Raw genomic sequence first — 21,247 nt, 5'->3', positions numbered from 1 at the left:
GCCCCCCGTGGCGAGGGAGCTTGCTCCCGCTCGGGGGCGCAGCCGCCGTAAAGTCGGCACATGCGGTGGGTCTGACGAAAAGAGGGGCTGCTTCGCAGCCCAGCGGGGATAAATCCCCTCGCCACAAGAGGGGGTTTCCTACGAGATTATCGGAAGTGAAATTTCAGGTGTTGTGATCGATATCCAGCACGCTGAACGTCACTTTCCCACCTTCACTGGTGTAGCCGGTGTTGTCCTGCACATACACCCCAGCCTTGAAATACAACGGCTTGTCGCGCCAGGCGCGGCCCACGGTGGTGTACCAACTATGACCGGCTGCGGTGATGCCCAGGTCGCCAGTACGATCCAGGTGGATCCGGTAAGAGAAGGACCGGTTCAGCTCCACCCCCGTGGCAACGGTAATGACCCTGCCTTCGCTGTCATCGGGGCGCATGCGGACCTTGGCGACGATGTTCCCGGTGGCGCTGGCGTCCTTGTATTGGTATTCCAGTTTGACCATGGGCTTGCTGCTGTCCTTGGCATGGATCTGACCAATCACGATCTTGCCGCTGCTGGGCACTTGATTGACAACGAGTTTTGCCCGTAGCTGATTGTCGGCGTCGGGATAGACCCAATTGCGCAAAGTGCCGTCCTTGTAGGTCTCGCGCAATTCGCTGCGTGGGTAGATCGCGTTTTCAGTCTTGGTGCCGGTCACCGGTGACCAGAAATACACCGTGCTGCCTTCGGAGTTGAAATATTTATCCTTGAACCCATCCACCAGCCGAGGCGTTTCAATGGTTTTCGGCGGACTGCCTTCGGGGATGCTCAGGTTCCAGGTTGCAAGATCGACCATGTTCGGATCCTTTCTGAGAAGAAGAAATGATTTACGCCACAGCCGGAGGCCCTAAGACGCGCTTTTTGCTGAGGCCAGAAGGGAGCGCAGGCGAATGTTTGGCACGTTCGTCTGGCGGAGGGTTGGCGTCAACAGTCCGTCAGAGTTGCGTTTATCGCTTTTGTGCCCGAGACCAATGACCGTTGGTCGGCTAGCCAGGATTTTCTCGGAACAATTGGGCGATGGCCATTTGGCTCTTTCGCCTTACGCGGACAAAAAAAAGGCACCCGGAAAACGGATGCCTTCGAAGTCGAGCGGTATTCAACGGGTGGTGTGTTTGATTTCCAGCAGGCTGAACGTCGCTTTCCCACCTTCGGTGACATAGCCGGTATTGTCCTGCACGTACACGCCGGCCTTGAAATAGAGCGGTTTGGCTTTCCAGCTCGGATCAATGGTGGTTCGCCAGTTGTAGCCTGCGGCGGTGATGCCCAGCGCGCCCTTGGGGCTCAAGTGGATCATGTAAGAGAAACTGCGGTTGAGAGTCACGCCCGTGGCAATAGTGATGACCTGGCCCGTCGCGTCGTCAGGACGCATGCGCACCTTGGCAACGATATTTCCGGTAGAGCTGTAGGTTTTGTACTGGTACTCCAGTTTCACCATCGGCCTGGTGCTGTCCTTGGCGTGAATCTGGCCGATCACGATCTTGCCAGTGCTAGGCACCTGATTGACGGTCACGATCGCGCGCAGGGAATTGTCCGCCGCAGGGTAAAGCCAATTGCGCAGGGTGCCGTCAGCGTAGGTTTCGCGCAGTTCGCTGCGCGGGTAACTGGCGTTGGCCGTCTTGGTGCCGGTCACCGGTGCCCAGAAGAATACGGTGCCGGTTTCTGCGTTGAAATATTGGTCCTTGAACCCCTGGACCAGCCGAGGGGTTTCGATGGTCATCGCCGGGCTGCCCTCGGGGATGCTCAAGTTCCAGGTTGCGAGATCAATCATGTCCAGGTCCTGCGTATCGAGATGTAAACGTTTATGCCGTAGCGGGAGGCTTTAAACCGCCCTTTTGAAGCGTTTTGGAACGCTGGACAGGGGCTTTTCTTGTTAACCGTTCGGCGGATGTTTGACGTCAAATGTTCGTCGAGGGTGTCGTTGCAGTTTCTGTGCCCGATGAGGGTGACCGTTAGTCGGCTATTTCGGGCTTTGCCCGGATGATGGCGCGTTGACACCTACTGCTTTTCATAATCCCGGTCTAGAGTGAGGGGACAGTATTTGTCCGCTTTGCTACGTAAAAACGGACGTGGCGCCCGATAAGAGAAGCAGCATGGAATGCGCGCAACCAACGCTCGGCGAAGACAGCTCTGTCCTTTTGATTGTTGATGATTACCCTGAAAACCTGCTCAGCATGCGAGCCTTGTTGCAGCGTCAGGATTGGCAAGTCATGACCGCGTCCTCGGGGGTCGAGGCGCTCAACCTGTTGCTCGAACACGATATCGACCTGGTTCTGCTGGATGTGCAGATGCCCGAGATGGACGGTTTCGAAGTGGCGCGCCTGATGCGTGGCAGCCAGCGCACGCGGCTCACGCCGATCATTTTCCTGACGGCCAACGAGCAATCCCAGGATGCAGTCATCAAGGGTTATGCCAGTGGCGCCGTGGATTACCTGTTCAAGCCCTTCGATCCGCAGATCCTCAAGCCTAAGGTCCAGGCGCTGCTCGAGCACCAGCGCAATCGCCGGGCCTTGCAGCGCCTGAGCCAGGATCTCGAAGCAGCCAGGGCTTTCAATGCCTCGGTGCTGGACAACGCCGCCGAAGGCATCCTGGTGGTGGATGAGCATGGGTGTATCCGCTTCGCCAACCCCTCCACCTGCCGCTTGCTCAATGCTACCGCCAAGCAGTTGCAGGGCATGCCGTTCCTGGATTTCCTGCAGAAACCGCACATTCCCGAGTGGGTCGATTCCGATATCCACAATGCCTATCGTCGGGGTGAAACCTGGCGCTTGCATGACGCGGTCCTGCGCACGGCACCCGGCCAGCAGGTGTCGGTGGCCTTGTCCTGTGCGCCGCTGCCCTCGGAGCAGAAGGCGATGGTGGTGACGCTCCAGGACATGTCGGTGGTTCGCCACTTGCACCAACAACTCGAATACCAGGCTGTCACGGACCCGTTGACCGGCTTGCTCAACCGCCGGGGGTTCTACCAGACGGCGGAAAACCTGTTGATGCGCAGCGAGCGACTGGAAAGCAACTGGGTGTTGCTGTACCTGGACCTCGACGGCTTCAAGCGGGTCAATGACTTGCTGGGACACGATGCCGGGGACCGGGTATTGCGCTGGGTGTCGGAGCAGTTGAAGGCGTGCCTGCGGCCATTCGATATCCTGGCGCGGCTGGGCGGGGATGAGTTCACGGCGCTGCTGGACCTGGAGTTTCCCGAGCAGGCGGCCAAGATCGCCGAGAAACTCATCGAGCGCGTCGCGATCTGCCAGCAGATCGAAGGCATGGACGTGGCATTGGGGGCCAGCATCGGCATCGCGACGTACCCCGATTGCGGCGCCAATCTCGATGGGTTGCTGCGGGCATCCGACATCGCCATGTACGAAGCCAAGCGTGCCGGCCGTCAGCAATACCGTTTTTACGATCATGAAATGAACGGTCGAGCCCGTTCACGGCTGATGCTGGAAGAAAGCGTGCGCTCGGCCATCGAGAACCGCGATTTCAATATGGTCTATCAACCGCAGGTGAGCATTAACGATGGGCGGATCCGCGGCTTCGAGGCGCTGTTGCGCTGGCAGCACCCCAGCGTTGGGGATGTTCCGCCGGGCCTGTTCCTGCCCTTGCTGGAAGAGGCGCGGTTGATCAGTCGCCTGGGCAGCTGGATTTATCATCGCAGCGCGGCTCAGCGCAAAGTCTGGGAACGGTTGTTCGCTGACGACCTGGTGTTGGGGGTGAGCCTGAGTAGCACCCAGTTCGGCATGCCCAACCTGGTGACCGAGTTACGCCAGGTCCTGGAGCGCCATGCCTTGAAGCCCAGGCAGTTGGAGGTCGAGGTGACCGAAGATGCGCTGATGCGCAATCCCGATGAAACCCAAAAGCAATTGCGCCTGCTGCGTCACCTCGGAGTGCGGGTGGCATTGGATGACTTTGGTTCGGGGCCTTGTTCTCTGACGCATCTGCGCGACCTTGAACTCGACACTCTCAAGCTCGACCGGCACCTGATCGCCCGCCTGCCAGGGTCGCCCCGGGATGCCGCGTTGGCCGCCTCGGTAATCGACCTGTGTACGCAACTGGGCTTGCGGGTGATTGCCGAAGGGGTGGAAACCCACGAGCAATATCAGTGGCTGCAGGCCCATGGCTGTGAGTACGTGCAGGGCTTCCTCGTGGCGCGGCCCTTGATGGCCGAAGACACCGATGCCTTTGCCACGCCGTTCGACTGGAGCGCGGTGCAGGCTTGAATTCGCTACACTGGCGGCCTCTTGTGACTGTGTTGCCCCTTGATGACCGCGCTCAAATACCTCCAGGCCTACCCCGCCGCCCTGCAAGCCCAAGTGCAGCAATTGATCGCCCAGGACCGACTGGGCGATTACCTGCAACAGCGCTATCCGGGCCGGCATTCGATCCAGAGCGACAAGGCCCTGTACGGTTATGCGCTGGACCTCAAGCAGCAATACCTGCGTAACGCGCCGGCCATCGACAAGGTGTTGTTCGACAGTCGCCTGGACCTGACCCACCGCGCCCTCGGCCTGCATACCGCGGTGTCACGGGTGCAGGGCGGCAAGCTCAAGGCCAAGAAGGAAATCCGCATCGCGGCCCTGTTCAAGGACGCGGCGCCGCAGTTCCTGAACATGATCGTGGTGCACGAGCTGGCGCACTTCAAGGAGTCGGACCACAACAAGGCGTTCTACCAACTCTGCGAGCACATGCTGCCGGGCTATCACCAGTTGGAATTCGACCTGCGGGTGTACCTGACCTGGCGGGACCTGCAACCCCACAAGGAATGACCGAATGGACGTCAGCAAGACCAAGAGCAGCTTCTACCGTCGCCTGTACGTGGCTTACCTGATCGAGAGCGGCGTCGCCAGCAACGTCCCGGCCCTCATCGAAGCCACCGGCATGCCGCGGCGCACCGCCCAGGACACCATCGCCGCGCTGGCCGACCTGGATATCGTTTGTGAGTTCGAGCAAGAGGACGGCGCGCGCAATCATGCCGGGCGGTATCGGATTCGCGATTGGGGAGCGATCGATCGGGGGTGGATCGAAGGGAATTTGCCGCGGATCAAGGCGGTGCTTGAGTACCCGTAGGAGCGGTGTAGAAGCTGTGTAGGAGCGGTGTAGGAGCTGTGTAGGAGCTGACGAGTGCAACGAGGCTGCGATCTTTCCCCCAGACGCTTGAATCTCAAACGAAAGCTCAAGATCAAGCTCAAGATCAAAAGATCGCAGCCTACGGCAGCTCCTACGGCAGCTCCTACGGCCGGTGCATGCCGATGTGTGGAATCCCATCCTCCAGGTATTCCACGCCCACCACTTCAAACCCATACCGTCCGTAATACCCCTGCAGATGCGCCTGGGCCGACAATGAGATCGACGTACCGGGCCAATGCTTCTCGGCCTGCTTGAGCGCTTGCTCCATCAGCGTGTGACCCAGCCCTTGGCCGCGTGCTTGCGGGGCGATGATTACGCGCCCGATCACCACGTCGCTGTTTTGCGAGTGCGGGTCGAGCAAGCGCAGGTAGGCCACCAGGTGGTTGCCCTGCCAGGCCATCAGATGGCAAGTGTCGCCTTCAAGGTCCAGGCCGTCGACATCCTGGTAGGCGCAGTTCTGCTCGACAACGAATACTTCGGCACGCAATTTGAGGATGGCATACAGCTGTTTCTTGCTCAGGTCATTGTGATGTTTGCAGACCCACTCGATATCCATTTTTTAAAATTTCCTGAAGAACCTGGTGCCGATCTTAAGCGTGCTTGGCCCGGAAGTCTCTTTTTCGGTCGACTGGAAAATCTGCGATAAAGGTCAAAATGCCATCATTCCCCTGTCGCAGCGTTGTCTTCTTTGTGTAATCTTCGTGACAGCGCTGCGCAGCGGTTCCAATGAGCTAATGTTAGGACCGGATCTCTGAGAATATCCGTTGAGTTTCGGCTAAAAACAAACCGGGCTTTGAACCCGTCAAGGATGTTTGGCATGCCGCGATTGCATCGAGCTCTTGCATTGATCGGGTTGCTGTTGCTGAGCTACGAGGCCTGTGCGCAAAAGCTGCGTCTGGTCGCCGATGCCTGGCCGCCCTTTACCGATTCCACGTTGATCAATGGTGGCCTGGCCACCGATATCGTCAGCACGGCCCTGGCCCGGGCCGGCTATGCCGCGGACTTCGAACAGGTGCCCTGGGCCCGGGCGATGCTGGGCATCGGCGAGGGCCGCTATGACGTGCTGGTCAACGCCTGGTACAGCGAAGAACGCACTCACATCGGCCAGTTCTCGGCCGAGTATCTGCTCAACCGCGTGCGTTTCCTCAAGCGCAAGGGCGAAGCGATTCAGTTCGACAGCCTGCAACAACTGCGTGCTTATCCCATCGCCGTGGTTCGGGGCTACGCCTATTCCAAGGACTTCGACCAAGACCTGCAAATGCAGAAAGTCCCTGTGCACAACTTCGCGATGGCGGTGCGCATGCTGGCTGCCGACCGCGTGAAGTTGACCCTGGAAGACGAGTACGTTGCCCGTTATTACCTGGCCCGCGAATCCGCCAGGGTGCGTAATGCCGTGGAATTTTTGCCGAAGGCGTTGAGTGAAAACAGCCTGCACATCCTGGTCAGCCTGAAGAACCCGGAGCATGAACAGATCGTGGCGGGGTTTGACCGGGAGATCGCTGCGATGAAGGCGGATGGGAGTTATGCGCGGTTATTGAAAGCTCACGGGATGTAGGGTGCCCGGGCTGGCCTCATCGCGAGCAAGCTCGCTCCCACAGGAGTACGCATTCCAAATGCGGGAGCGGGCTTGCTCGCGAAGGGGCCGGCCCATTCACCACAACCTCAAGCCTCGCTGGTGTCCTTGATCAAATGCGCCGCCAAGGTCCGCAACGGACCGAGTTGCCGGCAGATCAACCCCAACTGCGTCTGCACCAACCGCTGTCCTTCGTCGATTTCATCGGGCATCTGCTCAAGCTCATTGGCCAGGGCTTCCTCTTCGTCGCTTTGGACCACAATCGGCGTTTTACTCGCCAGGCCCTGGGCGATTTCGTCGATGCTCGTCGCCAGTTTCACCCCCGCGCCATCGATCAGTTGTTCGCGTACCTGCGCCGGCAGTTCGGTGCCCCGGTGGGCGCCCAGGCCAGACAGGTAACTGAGCAGGGTGTGGGACAACACCAGGAAGCGGAACCCCACATCGGTTTCCTTACGGAAATGCCCCGGCTCCATCAGCATGTTGGCCAGCGTGGTGGACAGCGCGGCATCGGCGTTGTGGGCGTTGCGTCGGGCCAGGCGATAGGCCAGGTCGTCGCTTTTGCCGGCGGCGTACTGCTGCATGATCTGGCGCAGGTAAATGCTGTTGCAGGTCAGCGTATTGGCCAGCACCTTGTTCAGCCGGCGGCCCTGCCAGTCGGGCAGGAACAGGAACACCGCAAGCCCGGCGATCAGGCTGCCGAGCAAGGTATCGAACAGCCGCGGCAGCAGCAGCCCGTAGCCGTCGCCCACCTGGTTGAAGCAGAACAGCACCATGATGGTGATCGCCGCTGTCGCCAGGGTGTAGCGGGTCGTGCGGTTGGTAAAGAACACCACCCCGGCGGCAATGGCGAAGCTCGATTGCACCAGCGGGTTGGGAAACAGATCGAACAGCGCCCAGGCCACCGTCAGGCCGATGGCGGTGCCGATGATCCGCTGGCCGAGCTTGCGCCGGGTGGCGCCGTAGTTGGGCTGGCAGACGAACAGCGTGGTGAGGATGATCCAATAACCCTGGGACGGGTGGATCAGATGCACCATGGCGTAGCCCACGCTCAGGGCCAGGGGCAGGCGCAGGGCATGACGGAACAGCAGCGAGGTCGGCGTGAGCTGGGTGCGCAAGCGCAGCCAGACATCCTTGAGGTTGCGCGGCGAGCGGTCGAGCAGGCTGCTGTCGGTGGCGTCGGCCAGGGCGTCGGGGTTGCTGGCATCGCTGAGCAGGCGATCCATGGTGGCAAGATTGGCCGACAGGGCTCGCAGCGATCGCAGCAAGCCGCGCCAGGCCGGGTTGCTTTGGATGCGCAGGTGTTCGAGGGACGCGTGCAGGTCGTTGAGGGCCTCGGCAAAGGTGTCGTCGTAGACGAACGGCTGGCGCAGCTGGATCGACTCGGCCAGTGCCTGACAGGCCTTGCCTTGCTGGCGCAGCAGGCGCTGGCAGCGGAACAGCACGTCGCTGTGGAAGAAGGCCTCGGCCAGGGCGTTGTAGGGGTAGTGGGAAGAGCTGGCGCGTTCGTGAATGTCCTGGGCCAGGAAGTACAGTTTCAGGTAGCGGCTGACTTTCGAGCCGGGGCGGCCATTGCCCACGCGGTGCAGGATGATCTCTTTCGCCGCGTTCAGCGCCGCGACCACTCGGCCATTCTGTTGGGCCAGTTCCAGGCGTCGGGCTTCGACGTCCAGTTGGCGGATCGGCTCCAGAAGCGACGATTTGAGCTTCAGGTAACGGCCCAGCTCACGAAACAGCCGCGCCAGGCTTTGTTGCACCGGTTGGTTGGAAAACAGCGCTTGCCACAACACCGAGAGCAGGCCGTACCACGCGGCACCGGCCACCAGCAGCAGCGGTTCATGCCAGAAGTCGGTGACCGCGCCACCGCGCTGGTCCACGCCGATCATGGTGTAGACCGAAAGAATCAACGTGGCCGAGGCAATCGCACCATAACGCTCGCCCAGGGCACCAAGCATGGTCAGGCCAAAGGCTGCCAGGGCCAGGGCGATGATGAACAGGATGGGGTAGGGGAACAGCAATTCCACCGACAGTGCCGCGACGGTGAAGCACACCAGGGTCACGGCCAGCGCGTTGAGGCGGCCTTGCCAGGTGTCATCGGTCTCGGCCAGGGCGCTGGCGATGATGCCCAGGAACAAGGGAATCAGCAGCGCCATCTCGTCCAGGTACCAGCACAGCCCCATGCTGCCGGTCAGGGCGATGAAGACCCGCACGCTATAACTGAACTTATCCAACGCCCAAAGGCGACGCAGAGACTGGCTAAACGAAGTCGATGACATGAAGTACACGGGCCTGACGGGCAATGACGCTAAATTGAGGCAGTAATGACGCCGACGCAATGGCGGCGATCACATCTGACAGCAAAAAGTGTTCCGGCATGCGAAGGACACATCTCTACCCTGTGGCGAGGGAGCTTGCTCCCGCTGGGCCGTAGGAGCTGTCGAGTGCAACGAGGCTGCGATCTTTCCCCAGACACTTGGGTTTCAAGCGAAAGATCAAAAGATCAAAAGATCGCAGGCTTCGCCAGCTCCTACAGAGCCCAGCGGGAGCAAGCTCCCTTGCTACAAAAGCAGGCTCAGCATAGATGGGGCTCAGACGTACTGCGCCGCCGCATACCCTGATGCCCACGCCCACTGGAAGTTGAACCCGCCCAGGTGCCCGGTGACGTCCAGCACTTCGCCGATGAAATACAGGCCGGGGCTTTTCAGCGATTCCATGGTCTTGGACGAGACTTCCCGGGTATCGACGCCGCCCAGGGTGACTTCGGCAGTGCGGTAGCCTTCGGTGCCGGCGGGGATGACGTTCCAGCTCGCCAGTTTCTCGGCTATGTCCGCCAGTTCCGCGTGGGTGTATTGCTTCATGGGTTTGGAGACGAACCAGGTGTCCGCCAGCAGGTTGGCCATTTTCTTGGTGAACAACTCGCCCAGCAACGTCTTGAGTTCGCTGTTGGGGCGTTCGGCCTGTTGCTGTTGCAGCCATTGCGGCACGTCGTGGTCGGGCAACAGGTTGATCTGCACCGTGTCCCCTGGCGCCCAGAACGAGGAAATCTGCAGGATCGCCGGGCCGCTCAGACCGCGGTGGGTGAACAGGATGTTCTCGCGAAAGCTCTGGTCGTTGCAGCTCACCAGGCAATCCACCGACGTGCCCGACAGTTCGGTGCAGAGGGTCTTGAGCTGATCGGTGATGGTGAACGGCACCAGGCCGGCGCGGGTCGGCAGCAGTTCATGGCCAAACTGTTTTGCCACCTGATAACCAAAACCGGTCGCCCCCAGGGTCGGGATCGACAGCCCGCCCGTGGCGATCACCAGGGATTGGCAGGCGATGGCGCCGAGGGTGGTTTGCAACAGGTAGCCGCCGTCGGTTTTTTCGATCTGCGTGATCGAGGTGTCCAGGTGCAGGCTGACGCCGGCCTGGTCGCATTCCTCCAGCAGCAAGCCAAGGATGTCGCTGGACTTGTTATCGCAGAACAACTGGCCGAGCTTTTTCTCGTGATAGGGCACGCCGTGCTTGGCCACCAGGGCGATGAAATCCCATTGGGTATAGCGGGCCAGGGCCGATTTGCAGAAGTGCGGGTTCTGCGAAAGGAAATTGCCCGGCTCGGTGTACATGTTGGTGAAATTGCAGCGTCCACCGCCCGACATGAGGATTTTCTTGCCGGCCTTGTTGGCGTGGTCCAGCAACATCACCTGCCGCCCGCGCGCGGCCGCGGTCAGCGCGCACATCAACCCTGCGGCGCCAGCGCCAATGATCACGACTTCGGTAGAGCGCAAAACGGTGTCCTCAAGTTTGGATAGGTAGGGAGCTTTTATGCCGAGGGAGCTTGCTCCCGCTGAGGCGCTCCCGTAGGCGCTGTGTAGGAGCTGTCGAGTGAAACGAGGCTGCGATCTTTCCCCAGCCACTTGAATCCCAAGCGAAAGATCAAAAGATCAAAAGATCGCAGGCTTCGCCAGCTCCTACAGAGCCCAGCGGGAGCAAGCTCCCTCGCCACAGGGTGAATCAACCGCCGTCAGAGGATCCGCACCCGCAACGAGCGGCCCTTGATCTTGCCATCGTTCAGGCGTTGCAGGGCCTGTTTGGCGATCCCTCGCTCCACGGCTACATAGGCCTGGAAATCGAAGATCGCGATTTTGCCGACCTGGGTGCCGGGGATGCCGGCTTCGCCAGTCAGGGCGCCGAGGATGTCGCCGGGGCGGACCTTGTCCTTGCGCCCGGCACCGATGCACAGGGTGCTCATGGCCGGCAACAGCGGGCCGCCGCCTTGGGGCTTGAGGTTGTCCAGTTGGTCCCAGCTCAGCGGCGACTTCTGCAGTTGCTCGATGGCCTGGGCGCGGTGGGCTTCGGACGGCGCCACGAGGCTGATGGCGATGCCTTTCTCACCGGCGCGGCCAGTGCGGCCGACGCGGTGGATGTGGATTTCCGAGTCCCGGGCCAGTTCGACGTTGATCACCATGTCCAGCGCATCGATGTCCAGGCCGCGGGCCGCCACATCGGTGGCCACCAGCACCGAGGTGCTGCGGTTGGCGAACATCGCCAGCACCTGGTCACGGTCGCGCTGTTCCAAGTCGCCGTGCAGGCCGACGGCCGAGATGCCTTTGGACGTCAGGTGGTCGACGGTTTCCTGGACCTGCTGCTTGGTGAAGCAGAACGCCACGCAGGAAGCCGGGCGGAAATGCGCCAGCACCTTGACCACTGCGTCCATACGCTCTTCGGGGGAGATCTCGTAGAAGCGCTGTTCGATCTGCGCGTCGGAGTGGAACGCCTCGGCCTTCACTTGCTGCGGGTTACGCATGAACTTGGACGACAGTTGCTTGATGCCTACCGGGTAGGTGGCGGAGAACAGCAGCGTCTGGCGGCGTTCCGGGGTCTGCTGGATGATGTCTTCGATGGCGTCGTAGAAACCCATGTCGAGCATGCGATCGGCTTCGTCGAGGATCAGCGTGTTGAGGCCATCCAGCACCAGCGAGCCCTTGCGCAGGTGCTGCTGGATGCGTCCTGGCGTGCCGACGATGATGTGGGCGCCGTGTTCGAGGGAGGCGATCTGCGGGCCGAAGGACACGCCGCCGCACAGGGTCAGGACCTTGATGTTGTCTTCGGCGCGGGCCAGGCGACGGATTTCCTTGGCGACCTGGTCGGCCAGCTCACGGGTCGGGCACATCACCAGGGCCTGGCAGCCGAAGAAACGCGGGTTGATCGGGTTCAGCAGGCCGATGCCGAAGGCGGCGGTCTTGCCGCTGCCGGTCTTGGCCTGGGCGATCAGGTCCATGCCCTTGAGGATCACCGGCAAGCTTTGCGCCTGGATCGGCGTCATCTGGGCATAACCGAGTGATTCGAGGTTAGCCAGCATGGCGGCGGACAGCGGCAAAGTATTAAAAGCGGTGGCAATGGTGGTCACGGGACTGGCCTGCAAAACAAAATGTCGCGCAGTGTAGCAGCCCCGTGCCACTTTCTTCGAAAGTTCTGGACGAGCTGTGAGGGCCAAACCGCAGAACATGTGGCGAGGGAGCTTGCTCGCGCTGGGCTCTGTAGGCGCTGGCGAAGCCTGCGATCTTTTGATCTTTTGATCTTTTGATCTTTCGCTTGAGATTCAAGTGGCTGGGGAAAGATCGCAGCCTCGTTGCACTCGACAGCTCCTACACAGCTCCTACACAGCTCCTACACAGCTCCTACATAGCTCCTACACAGCTCCTACACAGCTCCTACATAGCTCCTACACAGCTCCTACGCTCCAGCGGGGGGGCCTCCAATTAATGCTCGATATGCTCATCCGGTCGCTTGACCCGCCGTCCATCCTGTTTCGATAACTGGGAAAAAATCGTCGCCGCCAGCATCGCCATGACTCCCACCGTCACGAAGGTCAGTTGGAACGCCCCCAGCACTGTCTCCACCCCATCATTGCCCACCTGGGCGGTAAAGCCGCCGAGCAAGGCACCTGCGCAGGCCACACCAAGGCTCAGGGACAGTTGCGCCACCACCGACAGCAGGCTGTTGCCGCTGCTGGCGCTCGCGTCGTCCAGGTCGATCAGGGTCACGGTGTTCATCGCCGTGAATTGCAGCGAGTTGATCGCCCCCAGCACCGCCAGTTGCGCCAGCAGCAGCCAGTACGGCGTCTGCTCGTTGACCAGGCCCATGCTCGCCAGCATCAGGCCCAGGGCCAGGGTGTTGCCGGTCAACACGGTGCGGTAGCCGAAGCGCTCGATCAACGGTCGGGCCACGGACTTGGCGACCATGGCCGCCGCCGCCAGGGGCAGCATGCTCATCCCGGCCTGGGACGGTGAATAGCCCAGGGCGACTTGCAGCAGCAACGGCACCAGGAACGGCAGGGCGCCGCTGCCCAGGCGCGCGAACAGGTTGCCAAGAATACCCACGGCGAAGGTCCGGGTCTTGAACAGTGACGGTGGGAACAGCGCGTTCTCGACATGCCCGGCCCGCAGCCAATAGGCCGCCAGGCAGGCCATGCCGCCGAACAGCAGCAACATCACGCGCAGGTGCGGCAAGTGCAGTTCACCCAGGCCTTCCATGGCGATGGTGATCAGCACCATCGCCGCGCCGAACAGCAGGAACCCCAGCCCATCGAACCGCGTGCGTTCGCTGCCCCGCAGGTCGGGGATGAACTTCCACACGGCATAACAACCGATCACGCCCACCGGCAGGTTGATGATGAAGATCCAGTGCCAGGTCAGGTACTCCACCATCCAGCCACCCATGGTCGGGCCGATCAGTGGGCCGAGCAGGCCGGGAATAGTGATGAAGCCCATGATCCGCACCAGTTCCGAGCGCGGATACGCCCGCAGCACCACCAGCCTGCCCACCGGCAGCATCAGCGCTCCGCCCAGGCCCTGGATGACCCGGGCGCCGATCAGCATGCTCAACGAACTGGACAAGGCGCACAGCAGCGAGCCGAAGCTGAACAGCAGGATCGCCCCGAAGAAAATCTTCTTGGTGCCGAAGCGGTCGGCGATCCAGCCCGAGGCCGGGATCAGCAGCGCCACGGTGAGCATGTAGGCAATGATCACGCCCTGCATGCGCAGCGGGTTTTCCGCCAGGTCGCTGGCCATGGCGGGCAGGGCGGTGTTGAGGATGGTCCCGTCCAGGGACTGCATGAAGAAGGCGATCGCCACCACCCACGGAAGCCAGCGGGCGGTGACGGCGTCGAGCGGTGCACGGTTGGGCATGGGACCTCTTGTTTGTGTTCGGGTGTCTGTTGGCTTCATCGCGGGCAAGCCTTGCTCCCACACGTACGGCGCACATCCTGTGGGAGCAAGGCTTGCCCGCGATGCTTTTTTACAGCGTCAAGGTCAATCGCTTGACCAGCGCCCCCGGCAACAACATCGAGGCCGTGGCTCGCTGGCTGTAGGTACTGGCCGAAAGCAGCAATTCCCGTTCCCGAGTCAGGGCTTCGAGTTGCGAGCCGAGCAGGCCGTAGACGCTGTCGTCGAAACGCATGGTGCTGACCGGCGCTACGATCTGGCCGTTCTCGACCCAGAACGTGGCGAAGCGGGTCATGCCGGTCAGGCGGGCGGCCGGTTGGTCCGAGTAGTTCAGGTACCAGAGGTTGCTGATGTACAGGCCGGTGCCGAGTTGTTCGAGGATATTGTTGTGCTCCAGTTGCCCGCCCTGCATGTCCAGTGCCGTGGGGTATTCGTAGCTGCTGGCGCCGTTGGCGGTGAGGCCGTATTCGGCGGCGCTGCGGGAGTTGATCAACTGCGCATTGGCCGTGCCCTTGGCGATCAGCTCCAGGTCGTCACGGGGATAACCTTCGTCGGAAAACGCTGGGCTCAAGGAGCCGCTGACCTGTTCGCTCAGCCACACGTTGGGGCTCAAGCTTGCTTCGTTGGCGTAGAACTTCTGCAGCGGGCTCTGCTTGCTGGCAATTGCCCGGGCCGAGAACCCGCCCCAACTGAGCATGCCCATGATCTCTTCCAGGGCGGCCGGCGCCAGGTAGGCGCGGTATTCGCCGGGCGGTAGCGTGCGCAGTGGTCGGCCCAGGAATGCCAGTTGCTCGCGGGCCTGTTCGAAGCGCTGGGCGAATCCTTCGCTGCTCCACGCATGCCCGGCGTAACTGGCTTTCACGGCCTGGCCGTTTTCATGGAACAGGCTGAAATCGAAGTTGAAGCTGTTGGCCTGATGCCAGCCAAACGCTCCCGAAGAACTGGCGAAACCTCGGCTGATGGGCCCGGCCGCATAGAATCCCACCAGGTCCAGGCCTTTGGCGGCACGGGTAATTTCAGCCACGGCCTGTTCGGTGTCCGGCAGTGGATGGTCCTGCACGTTATGGCTCTGCCAGTGGTTGTGGTTGAGCAGCAGATACGGATCGCGGGGCAGCAGCGGCAAGGTGTCGCGCAGCTGTTGCAGGCCTTCGGACAGGCGTTGCAGGTCGCTCTCGGTGTCGCCGGACAAAGTGATCTGCAAGTCGGCATGGCGTCCGTCGTCGATCAATTTGAAACTGACATTGGCCTGCTGCACCTGCCCGGCCTGGCGCACCAGGGCGTGGTTGAAGCGCACGAAGGCCGAGGACTCGGCGGCATAACCCAAGGTGAACTGTTCCTGCTCATGCAGGGCAGCGCGCAGCCAGTCGACCAATACCTTGAATGCCTCGGCCTCATTATTAAGGGTGCTCATCAGGCATCTCCCCCAAACACATCAATGTTGCTGAACACGCACGCCGGTGACGCATGGCCGACGCGGATGACCTGGTTCGGTTCGCCCTTGCCACAGTTCGGCGTGCCGAGGACCCGGGAGGTGCTGGCATCGCCCACGGCGCGCAGGCTCTTCCAGAATTGCGCGGAAATACCCCGGTAGTTGGGGTTCTTCACCACGCCCTTTAGCTCGCCGTTCTCGATCAACTGGCCCCACTCGCAGCCGAACTGGAATTTGTTGCGGGCGTCGTCGATGGACCATGAGCGGTTGGTGCGCATCAACACGCCGTGCTCGATGCCCTGGATCAGTTGTTCCAAGGACTGGTCGCCGGGTTCGATGTTCAGGTTCGCCATGCGGTCGATGGGCGGACGGTTCCAGCCGCAGGCGCGGCTGTTGGCGACGCCGTCCAGGCCTGCGCGAAACTGCGACAGTGCGCCGCCCAGTGGGCGCAGCAACAGGCCTTCGCGGATCAGGAATTGTTTGCTGGCGGCGCTGCCTTCGTCGTCATGACTGTAGCTCGCCAGTTCTTCGGGAATGTCCGGGTCGAAGGTCACGTTCAACAGGCTGGAGCCGTATTGCAGGTGGCCGAAATCGCTGGCCTTGACGAAGCTGGTGCCGGCGTAATTGCGCTCGTCCCCCAGGATGCGGTCCAGTTCCAGCGGGTGACCGATGGATTCGTGGATCTGCAACATCATCTGGTCGGGCATCAGCAGCAGGTCGCGGGGGCCTTGCGGCGTGTTCGGCGCCAGCAGCAACTGCAGGGCCTGGTCGGCAATTCTCAGCCCGGCGCCAATCAGGCCGCTGCGGCTGATCACATCGAAGCCGCCTTGCTGGCCGAAGTTTTCCCGACCCAGGGTGCGGGTCTGGCTGTCGTGGCCGTCGAAGGCGGTGACTTCCAGGGCCGGGTAGATGAAGCGCTGGGCCTGGCGCAGTTCAGCGCCGGCACTGTTGAGGTAGATCTGCTCGACCTGGGTCAGGCCGATGCTGGCTTGCCAGTTCACCAGGCGTTCGTCCTGGGGCACCGCGGCTGACTCGTCGCCGAGCAATTGGTAGCAATCGCTCAGTGGTGGGAAGGCCTGGTCGAAATGCGGCGAGAAGTAATCGGCACGGTCGCTGGACACCGTATGCTCGCGCAGGTCCAACAGGGCATGGGGCTTGAGCCCGCGCGCGTGTTGCTCGGCACGCTCCAGCGCCGCTTGCAGGCCGGCCTGGGACAGGTCGTTGGTGGCGGCATACGCCTCGACCCCGTTGACCCGCACGGTGAGCATCGCCCCTTCATCACGGCCCAGGCTGGGCGGTTCGGCGACATTCTTGCGCACCGACAAATGCTGGCCGGATTCGCGCACGTAACGCAGGGAAAAGAATTCAGCGCCCGTGCGCAGGGCAGCAAAACGCTGCTTGAGCTGGGGGTGGAAGTCGAACATGGAACCTCCTTGTATGGAGTGGCGGTGCAGCGAGGTGCGGTGCATTGACGCGGCGGCTCTAGATTAGGCCTGGGCGGGGGAGGGATCAAGGTAGATGGAAGTTTGGGGTCAGGTTGGACGCCATCGCGAGCAGGCTCGCGATGGCGGTCCTGGGCCTTACTGGGCGCTAGGCCCGACTTCCCGCAGTGGCTTGCCACGCACTGGCGCGTCGCCGGCCACGAAGTACGGGGCGGTGCTACGTGGCAGCGGCTTGCGACCGCGGATCTTGTCGGCGATTTTCTCGGCCATCATGATCGTTGGCGCGTTCAGGTTGCCGGTGGTGATGATCGGCATGATCGAAGCATCCACCACGCGCAACCCTTGCATGCCATGCACGCGGCCTTCGCCGTCCACCACCGCCATGTCGTCGGTGCCCATCTTGCACGAGCAGGACGGGTGGAAGGCGGTTTCGGCGTGTTCGCGGATGAACTGGTCCAACTGCTCGTCCGTCTGCACTTCGATGCCTGGGCTGATCTCGCGGCCACGGAACGGATCGAGCGCCGGCTGCTGCATGATCTCGCGGGTCAGGCGGATGCCGTCGCGAAATTCCTGCCAGTCCTGCTCGGTCGCCATGTAGTTGAACAGAATGCTCGGGTGCTGGCGTGGGTCCTTGGACTTGGCCTGGATCCGGCCGCGGCTTGGCGAGCGCATGGAGCCCATGTGTGCCTGGAAACCGTGTTCCTTCACGCCGTTGCTGCCGTTGTAGTTAATCGCCACCGGCAGGAAGTGGTACTGGATGTTCGGCCAATCGAAATCCGGACGGGTGCGGATGAAACCGCCGGCCTCGAATTGGTTGCTGGCGCCGATGCCGGTGCCGTTGAACAGCCATTCGGCGCCGATGGCTGGCTGGTTGTACCAGAGCAGCGACGGGTACAGCGAAACCGGCTGGGTGCAGGCGTATTGCAGGTACAGCTCCAAGTGATCCTGCAGGTTTTCACCGACGCCTGGCAGGTCGTGAACCACCGGGATGTCGAGGCTTTCCAGCAGCTTGGCGGGGCCGACACCGGAACGTTGCAGGATCTGCGGCGAGGCGATGGCGCCGGAGCACAGCAGTACTTCCTTGCGGGCGCGGGCTTCGACGCGCTCTTCGGCGGCGCCTACCAGGTAACGCACGCCGACCGCACGTTTGCCTTCGAAGATGATCTTGTCGGTCAGGGCGTGGGTGACGATGGTCAGTGTCGAACGCTTCTTGGCGATGTCCAGGTATCCGCGCGCGGTACTGGCACGACGGCCATTGGGCGTGACGGTACGGTCCATCGGGCCGAAGCCTTCCTGCTGGTAGCCGTTGAGGTCTTCGGTACGCGGGTAACCGGCCTGCACGCCAGCTTCGACCATGGCGTGGAACAGCGGGTTGTTACCGGCCTTGGGTGTGGTCACGCTGACCGGGCCTTCCCCACCGTGGTAGTCGTTCGGGCCGATGTCGCGGGTTTCGGCTTTGCGGAAATATGGCAGGCAATCGAGGTAGGTCCAGTCTTCCAGGCCCGGCAGCTTGGCCCAGTTGTCATAGTCCAGGGCGTTGCCGCGGATGTAGCACATGCCGTTGATCAGCGAAGAACCGCCCAGGCCCTTGCCGCGACCGCACTCCATGCGGCGACCGTTCATGTGCGGCTCCGGGTCGGTCTCGTAGGCCCAGTTGTAGCGCCGGCCTTGCAGCGGGAACGCCAGGGCAGCGGGCATTTGCGTGCGGAAGTCCAGGCGATAGTCCGGGCCGCCGGCTTCGAGCAGCAGGACGGTGACGCCTTCGTCTTCGGTCAGGCGGGTGGCCAGGGTGTTACCGGCCGAACCGGCGCCGATGATGATGTAATCGAATGTTTGGGACATGAAATGCACCCTCTTTTTGAATTGGGTTCAGGCCGCGGTCTGTATACGAGCTGTATACGATCTGTGTAGGAGCTGTGTAGGAGCTGTCGAGTGCAACGAGGCTGCGATCTTTCCAAAGACACTTGAATCTCAAGCGAAAGATCAAAAGATCAAAAGATCAAAAGATCAAAAGATCAAAAGATCAAAAGATCAAAAGATCGCAGGCTTCGCCAGCTCCTACAGAGCCCAGCGGGAGCAAGCCCCCTTGCCACAAAAGGCCCCGGCCTCAGGCTCGGTGTCAGATCAGAACACCGACGTGTAATCGCCCAGCTCGACCTGTACCGATTTGATGCGGGTGAAGTTGTTCAGCGAGCTGATGCCATTCTCCCGGCCCACGCCCGATTGCTTGTAGCCACCGACCGGCATTTCAGCCGCCGATTCACCCCAGGCATTGATCCAGCAGATGCCGGCTTCGAGCTGGTGGATCACACGGTGGGCACGGTTCAGGTCGCGGGTGACGACGCCGGCGGCCAGGCCGAAGTCGGTGTCGTTGGCGCGGCGGATCACTTCTTCTTCGGTGTCGTAGGTGAGGATGCTCATCACCGGGCCGAAGATTTCCTCACGCACGATGGTCATCTCGTCGGTGCAATCGGTGAACACGGTCGGGGCGACAAAGGCGCCCTTGGCCAATTCGCCGTCGGTCAGGCGACTGCCGCCGCACAGCAGGCGCGCGCCTTCGGCTTTGCCTTTCTCGATATAGCCCAGCACGCTTTCCATGTGGGCGAAGCTCACCAGCGGGCCGAAGTTGGTGTTTTCGTCCTCTGGGTTGCCAATGCGGATGCGCGCCACGCGCTCGGCGATCTTGGCTTCGAAGGCCGCCTTGAGGTGGCTCGGCACGAACACGCGGGTGCCGTTGGTGCAGACCTGGCCGGAGCTGTAGAAGTTGGCCATCATCGCGGTGTCGGCGGCGCGATCCAGGTCGGCGTCGTCGAAGATGATCAGCGGCGACTTGCCGCCCAGTTCCATGGTCACGTCCTTGAGCGAAGAGCTCGAGGCGCTGGCCATGACCTTCTTGCCGGTGTCGGTGCCACCGGTGAAGGAGATTTTCTCGATGCGCGGGTGCTCGGTCAGCCAGGTGCCGACTTCACGGCCGCTGCCGGTCAGTACGTTGAACACGCCCGCTGGGACGCCGGCCTCGGTGTAGATCTCGGCCAGTTTCAGGGTGGTCAGCGAGGTGACTTCGCTCGGCTTGAAGATCATCGCGTTACCGGCTGCCAGGGCCGGGGCGGATTTCCACAGGGCGATCTGGATCGGGTAGTTCCATGCGCCGATACCGGCCACCACGCCCAGGGGCTCGCGACGGGTGTAGACGAATGAAGTTGTACGCAGCGGAACCTGCTCGCCTTCGATGGCTGGCACCAGGCCGGCGTAGTATTCCAGCACGTCGGCGCCGGTGACGATGTCGACGTAGCGGGTTTCGGAGTAGGCCTTGCCAGTGTCCAGGGTTTCCAGGGCGGCCAACTCATCGTTGCGCTCGCGCAGGATGTCCACGGCGCGACGCAGGATGCGCGAACGCTGCATGGCGGTCATGGCGGCCCAGACCTTCTGGCCTTTTTCGGCGCTGACCACGGCGCGCTCGACGTCCTCGAACGTCGCACGCTGCACTTGGGCAAGGACTTCACCGTTGGCAGGGTTGATGGCTTCGAAAGTAGCGTCGCCGCTGGCATCGCTGTACGCGCCATCGATGTAGAGTTTTTGCAGTTCGAAACGGGCCATAAAGTCCTCGCAAGTGCATGAGTGGTTGGCTGGCCACCGGAGCGTGTCGTTTATAGCTGACTACGCGCTTGGGCGGCGGTTCAGGAGTCGAGCGGTTCTGTGTGCTCTGGCGCCCCTGCTTTGGCCAGTTGGAAATCCATGTATTCGTAAGCGATCTGGTGCGCCTGGGCGGTATCGAACGCGTCTCCCGACAGCGCTCCGCGCAGCCACAAGCCGTCAATCAGCGCGGCCAGGCCCCGTGCCGCGCTGCGTGCCTGATCAACGGGCAACACGCGGCGGAACTGGCAACACAGGTTGGAATACAGACGGTGATCGTTGATCCGCTGCAACCTGTGCAAAGACGGGTGGTGCATGCTGGTGGCCCAGAAGGCCAGCCAGGTTTTCATTGCCGGGCCGTTGACCTGGCTGGCGTCGAAGTTGCCTTCGATGATCACCTTCAGGTGAGCCCGGGGGCTTGCGTCCTCCAGTGCCTGGCGGCGCGCGGTGACGTTCTCGCTCAGGACAGTCATCAGGTACTGGGCCGTGGCCGCGATCAGGCCATTCTTGTCCTGAAAGTAGTGACTGATGATGCCGTTGGAGACACCGGCCAAACGGGCGATCAGCGCAATGCTGGCGTCCCCCATGCCGACTTGATCGACCGCTTGCAACGTGGCTTCGATCAGTTGTTGGCGGCGGATGGGTTGCATACCGACCTTGGGCATCTAGCACATCTCCTTAGGCCATCCGGCGCACGAATGTCGTCTGCCGGAACGAAAGCCAGTCTATTTTGTTTTGATTGAACGTTCAATCAACAAAAAATAAGTTCTATGACAAGTCATCGCTGTTTGCCGGGGCGAAGACTTTTGGG

Annotated in this window: 16 protein-coding genes; 4 read left to right on the top strand and 12 right to left on the bottom strand. The window is 61.7% G+C overall.

Going from position 1 to position 21,247, the window contains the following annotated elements:
- Nucleotides 1–163 precede the first annotated feature (163 nt).
- Both GFU70_RS26620 and GFU70_RS26615 read right to left on the bottom strand, forming a co-directional pair.
- On the bottom strand, nt 164–832 hold the full coding sequence (locus tag GFU70_RS26620; RefSeq protein WP_153389032.1) for a polysaccharide lyase family 7 protein: 669 nt from the start codon (nt 830–832) through the stop codon (nt 164–166).
- A 300-nt stretch (nt 833–1,132) separates the two neighbouring features.
- Nucleotides 1,133–1,804: a polysaccharide lyase family 7 protein gene (locus GFU70_RS26615; protein ID WP_153389031.1), complete on the bottom strand. Its 672-nt coding sequence runs from the start codon at nt 1,802–1,804 to the stop codon at nt 1,133–1,135.
- A 322-nt stretch (nt 1,805–2,126) separates the two neighbouring features.
- On the opposite strand from GFU70_RS26615, the gene GFU70_RS26610 reads away from it, so the two are divergent.
- The 3 genes from GFU70_RS26610 to GFU70_RS26600 are packed head-to-tail and all read left to right on the top strand — an operon-like array spanning nt 2,127 to nt 5,097.
- Nucleotides 2,127–4,250 (top strand): putative bifunctional diguanylate cyclase/phosphodiesterase, encoded by a 2,124-nt coding sequence (locus GFU70_RS26610; RefSeq protein ID WP_058544056.1) that lies wholly within the window; start codon nt 2,127–2,129, stop codon nt 4,248–4,250.
- Nucleotides 4,251–4,292: 42 nt separating this feature from the next.
- Nucleotides 4,293–4,796, top strand: a complete 504-nt coding sequence (locus GFU70_RS26605; RefSeq protein ID WP_058544057.1) for a M48 family metallopeptidase — start codon at nt 4,293–4,295, stop codon at nt 4,794–4,796.
- Nucleotides 4,797–4,800: 4 nt separating this feature from the next.
- Entirely contained in the window at nt 4,801–5,097 is a 297-nt protein-coding gene (locus tag GFU70_RS26600; RefSeq protein ID WP_153389030.1) for a winged helix-turn-helix domain-containing protein, read from the top strand.
- Between the two features lie 163 nt (nt 5,098–5,260).
- Here the strand turns inward: GFU70_RS26600 and GFU70_RS26595 are convergent, their stop codons facing one another.
- Entirely contained in the window at nt 5,261–5,713 is a 453-nt protein-coding gene (locus GFU70_RS26595; RefSeq protein WP_058544059.1) for a GNAT family N-acetyltransferase, read from the bottom strand.
- A gap of 261 nt (nt 5,714–5,974) precedes the next feature.
- Between GFU70_RS26595 and GFU70_RS26590 the strand changes: the two genes are divergently transcribed.
- Nucleotides 5,975–6,712 (top strand): substrate-binding periplasmic protein, encoded by a 738-nt coding sequence (locus GFU70_RS26590; RefSeq protein ID WP_058544060.1) that lies wholly within the window; start codon nt 5,975–5,977, stop codon nt 6,710–6,712.
- Nucleotides 6,713–6,819: 107 nt separating this feature from the next.
- On the opposite strand, the gene yccS is transcribed toward GFU70_RS26590, so the two are convergent.
- From yccS to betI, 9 genes are all read right to left on the bottom strand, one after another.
- Entirely contained in the window at nt 6,820–9,003 is a 2,184-nt protein-coding gene (gene yccS, locus GFU70_RS26585; RefSeq protein WP_153389029.1) for a YccS family putative transporter, read from the bottom strand.
- Nucleotides 9,004–9,315: 312 nt separating this feature from the next.
- Nucleotides 9,316–10,494 (bottom strand): NAD(P)/FAD-dependent oxidoreductase, encoded by a 1,179-nt coding sequence (locus tag GFU70_RS26580; RefSeq protein ID WP_064106880.1) that lies wholly within the window; start codon nt 10,492–10,494, stop codon nt 9,316–9,318.
- A gap of 236 nt (nt 10,495–10,730) precedes the next feature.
- Nucleotides 10,731–12,068, bottom strand: coding sequence for an ATP-dependent RNA helicase DbpA (dbpA, locus tag GFU70_RS26575; RefSeq protein WP_254704482.1), 1,338 nt, complete (start codon nt 12,066–12,068; stop codon nt 10,731–10,733).
- A gap of 400 nt (nt 12,069–12,468) precedes the next feature.
- The gene (gene mdtD / locus GFU70_RS26570; RefSeq protein WP_116643671.1) at nt 12,469–13,935 is read right to left on the bottom strand and encodes a multidrug transporter subunit MdtD; all 1,467 of its coding nucleotides are present in this window, start codon (nt 13,933–13,935) and stop codon (nt 12,469–12,471) included.
- 70 nt (nt 13,936–14,005) lie between these two features.
- On the bottom strand, nt 14,006–15,343 hold the full coding sequence (locus tag GFU70_RS26565; protein ID WP_153389027.1) for a TldD/PmbA family protein: 1,338 nt from the start codon (nt 15,341–15,343) through the stop codon (nt 14,006–14,008).
- A complete protein-coding gene (locus GFU70_RS26560; RefSeq protein WP_064106878.1) occupies nt 15,343–16,785 on the bottom strand; it encodes a TldD/PmbA family protein in 1,443 nt (480 codons plus the stop codon). The genes GFU70_RS26565 and GFU70_RS26560 overlap by 1 nt, the downstream gene beginning before the upstream one ends.
- Before the next feature lie 156 nt (nt 16,786–16,941).
- Nucleotides 16,942–18,645: a choline dehydrogenase gene (gene betA, locus GFU70_RS26555; protein WP_116643674.1), complete on the bottom strand. Its 1,704-nt coding sequence runs from the start codon at nt 18,643–18,645 to the stop codon at nt 16,942–16,944.
- Between the two features lie 282 nt (nt 18,646–18,927).
- A complete protein-coding gene (betB, locus tag GFU70_RS26550) occupies nt 18,928–20,400 on the bottom strand; it encodes a betaine-aldehyde dehydrogenase (RefSeq protein ID WP_003206360.1) in 1,473 nt (490 codons plus the stop codon).
- An 80-nt stretch (nt 20,401–20,480) separates the two neighbouring features.
- Nucleotides 20,481–21,101, bottom strand: coding sequence for a transcriptional regulator BetI (gene betI / locus GFU70_RS26545; RefSeq protein WP_058545459.1), 621 nt, complete (start codon nt 21,099–21,101; stop codon nt 20,481–20,483).
- Nucleotides 21,102–21,247: the final 146 nt, after the last annotated feature.

This window comes from Pseudomonas brassicacearum (assembly GCF_009601685.2).
GTDB classification, from domain to species: Bacteria; Pseudomonadota; Gammaproteobacteria; order Pseudomonadales; family Pseudomonadaceae; genus Aquipseudomonas; species Aquipseudomonas kilonensis_B.
Note: the sequence above shows the minus strand (reverse complement) of the source record. Positions and strands in the feature narration are given on the sequence as shown.